We start from the raw sequence: 2,812 nt of genomic DNA, 5'->3' as shown, positions 1-2,812 counted from the left end.
CCCCAAGCGACTCCAACAACCGGAACAACGCCGTCTCCACCGCGAACAACCCGGCCTGAGCGAACACCGTCTGATCCAGCACCCCACCAGCAACAAACCCGCCAGCAGCAGAACCAGCAGCCCCACCAGCCTGGCCGGTCTCACTGGTCTCAACGGTCTGGCCACTCTGACCCGTCTGGCCGGTCGAGCCACCCAAACCGCTCTGCCCGTTCTGTTCGCTCGCGCCGCCCTGACCGGTCACGCTGAAATCGACGGCCTCACCGCTCGCGCTGCCCTGGCCGCTCTGGACAGGCCGGCCGATCTCGCCGTTCGGGCTGGTCGCGCCGGTCTCGCCAGTGTGGTCGGTCTGGCCGTTCTGGTTGGTGTGGCCGAGGATGATCTCTCGCAGGCTCACACCACCGGCCAGGCCGGCCACCACGCCGGCGGCGGTGAGTTCGGCCTCCAGAAGTGCGCAGGCCTCATCGAAAGCCCGGGCGAACACCGGGAAAGCCGCATACAACTCCCGGCCCATCCCCAGCCGCTGAGCACCCTGACCGGAGAACACCACCGCCACCCGGCCCGGCCGCACCCGACCCACCACCGCAGCCGACGAGTCCACCACTTCAGCGGCCAACCCCGGAACCTGCGAATCCTCGGCGGCCAGCGCCCGCAGCCGGCTCAGCAGACCCTCCCGGTCCGCCGCCGGCAGCACGGCCCGGTGCTCCATGGCGGCCCGACGTGTCAGCGCGGCGGCCACCTCCACCGGACCGGCCGCTTCATGCCCGGCGACGAACTCCGCCAGCCGAGCGGCCTGCGCTCGCAACGCCGCCTCGCTCTTGGCCGACACGACCACCGGAAGTACGGGAAGCGCGGCGATGCCTTCCATCTCGGTGGTGGCCGCGTCGGGGATGGCAACTCGTCCTTGGATGGGCTCCTCGTCATAACCAACCGCGCCGGCCACGATCTCCGCCGACGGCACGACCGTGCCGGTGGGGACGTCCGACGGCTCCTCGACAGGCGGTTCTTCCAGGATGACGTGGGCGTTGGTGCCGGAGATGCCGAACGAGGACACCCCCGCCCGGCGCGGCCGATCCGCATCCCTGGGCCAGGGCTGCGGTTCGGTCAGCAGCTCCACCGCCCCACCCGACCAGTCCACCTTCGATGAGGGCGCGTCCACGTGCAACGTCTTGGGCAACAACCCGTGCCGCATCGCCAGGATCATCTTGATCACACCGGCCACCCCGGCCGCCGCCTGGGTATGCCCAAGGTTGGACTTCACCGACCCCAGCCACAACGGCGAACGCCGATCCTGGCCGTAGGCCGCCAGCAACGCCTGCGCCTCGATCGGATCCCCAAGCGCCGTCCCCGTGCCATGCGCCTCCACCACATCCACATCACCGGGCACCAACCCGGCCACCGTCAGCGCTTGAGCGATCACCCGCTCCTGGGAGGGACCATTGGGCGCGGTCAGCCCGTTGGAGGCGCCGTCCTGGTTCACCGCACTGCCGCGCAGCACCGCCAGCACTTGGTGACCACGACGGCGAGCCTCCGACAACCGCTCGACCACCAGCACACCGACACCCTCACCCCAACCGACCCCATCAGCGGCCTCGGCGAACGCCTTGCACCGGCCGTCGGCGGCCAGGCCTCGCTGCCGCGAGAACTCCACGAACGCATCCGGCGTGGCCATCACCGTCACGCCACCGGCCAGCGCCAGATCACACTCCCCACTCCGCAACGCCTGCGCCGCCAAATGCAGAGCCACCAGCGACGACGAGCACGCCGTGTCCACCGACACCGCCGGCCCCTCAAGGCCTAACGCGTACGACACCCGCCCAGACACCACACTGCCCTGCGTTCCGGTGGCCACCAGGCCCTCGGCCTCTGGTGTGGCGACCGCGCCGGAGCCGTAGTCGTTGGCCATCACTCCGGTGAACACCCCGGTCGGGGTGCCGCGCAGTGTGGACGGGTCGATGCCGGCGCGCTCCAGGGCCTCCCAGGAGGCTTCCAGGATGAGCCGCTGCTGGGGGTCCATCGCCACCGCTTCGCGGGGGCTGAGTGCGAAGAACTCCGGGTCGAAGTCGGCGGCGCCGGACAGGAATCCGCCGGCGCGGACGTATGACGTTCCCGGGTGGTCGGGATCCGGATGGAACAGCGATGCCAGGTTCCAGCCTCGGTCGGTGGGGAAGCCGGTGATGCCATCGCGATCGTCGATCAGCAGCCGCCACAGGTCGTCAGGACCGGTGACCTGACCGGGGAAACGACAGGCCATCCCGACAACGGCGATCAGATCACCATCACCACCCGAACCGCCGGAACCGCCGGAACCGCCGGCCGGGACCGCCGGAACCGCCGGGACCCGACCAGAGGCGGCATCACCGAACAGCACAGCGTCCAGATGCATCGCCAGCGCCCGAGGAGTCGGATGATCGAACACCAGCGTCGGCGTCAACCGCAACCCCGTCACCGTATGCAGCCGGTTACGCAACTCCACCGCGGTCAGCGAATCGAACCCGAACTCCTGGAAAGGCCGCCCCGCGTCGATCGCCTCAGCACTGTCATGCCCCAACGTGGCCGCCGCCTGACCACACACCACATCCAGCAACCCCCGCTGCCGCTGTCGCGCCGACAAACGCGCCAACGCCATCACCGGCCGCTCTCTACCAGCCCCACCCGGCGCTGCGTCGGCACCATTCGCCGCGGCGGCATCGGCCGCACCGGCGACGGGACGCGCGGCGGGACCGGCCAACTCCCGCAACAGCGCCGGCAGACCCGCCCCACGCCGGCCCAGCGCAGCCGCATCGAACCGAGCCGGCACCACAAACGCCCGCCC

At 70.4% G+C, this 2,812-nt stretch carries 1 protein-coding gene; it reads right to left on the bottom strand.

The genetic code is table 11. The features are described 5' to 3' along the window. The coding region (locus ACWEN6_RS40790) for a type I polyketide synthase (protein ID WP_452577573.1) at positions 1-2,626 on the bottom strand (2,626 nt) is incomplete at its 3' end. Positions 2,627-2,812: the final 186 nt, after the last annotated feature.

This window comes from Sphaerisporangium sp. NPDC004334 (assembly GCF_053602655.1).
The sequence above is the reverse complement of the archived record's forward strand: the minus strand, read 5'-3'. Positions and strand labels throughout refer to the sequence as shown.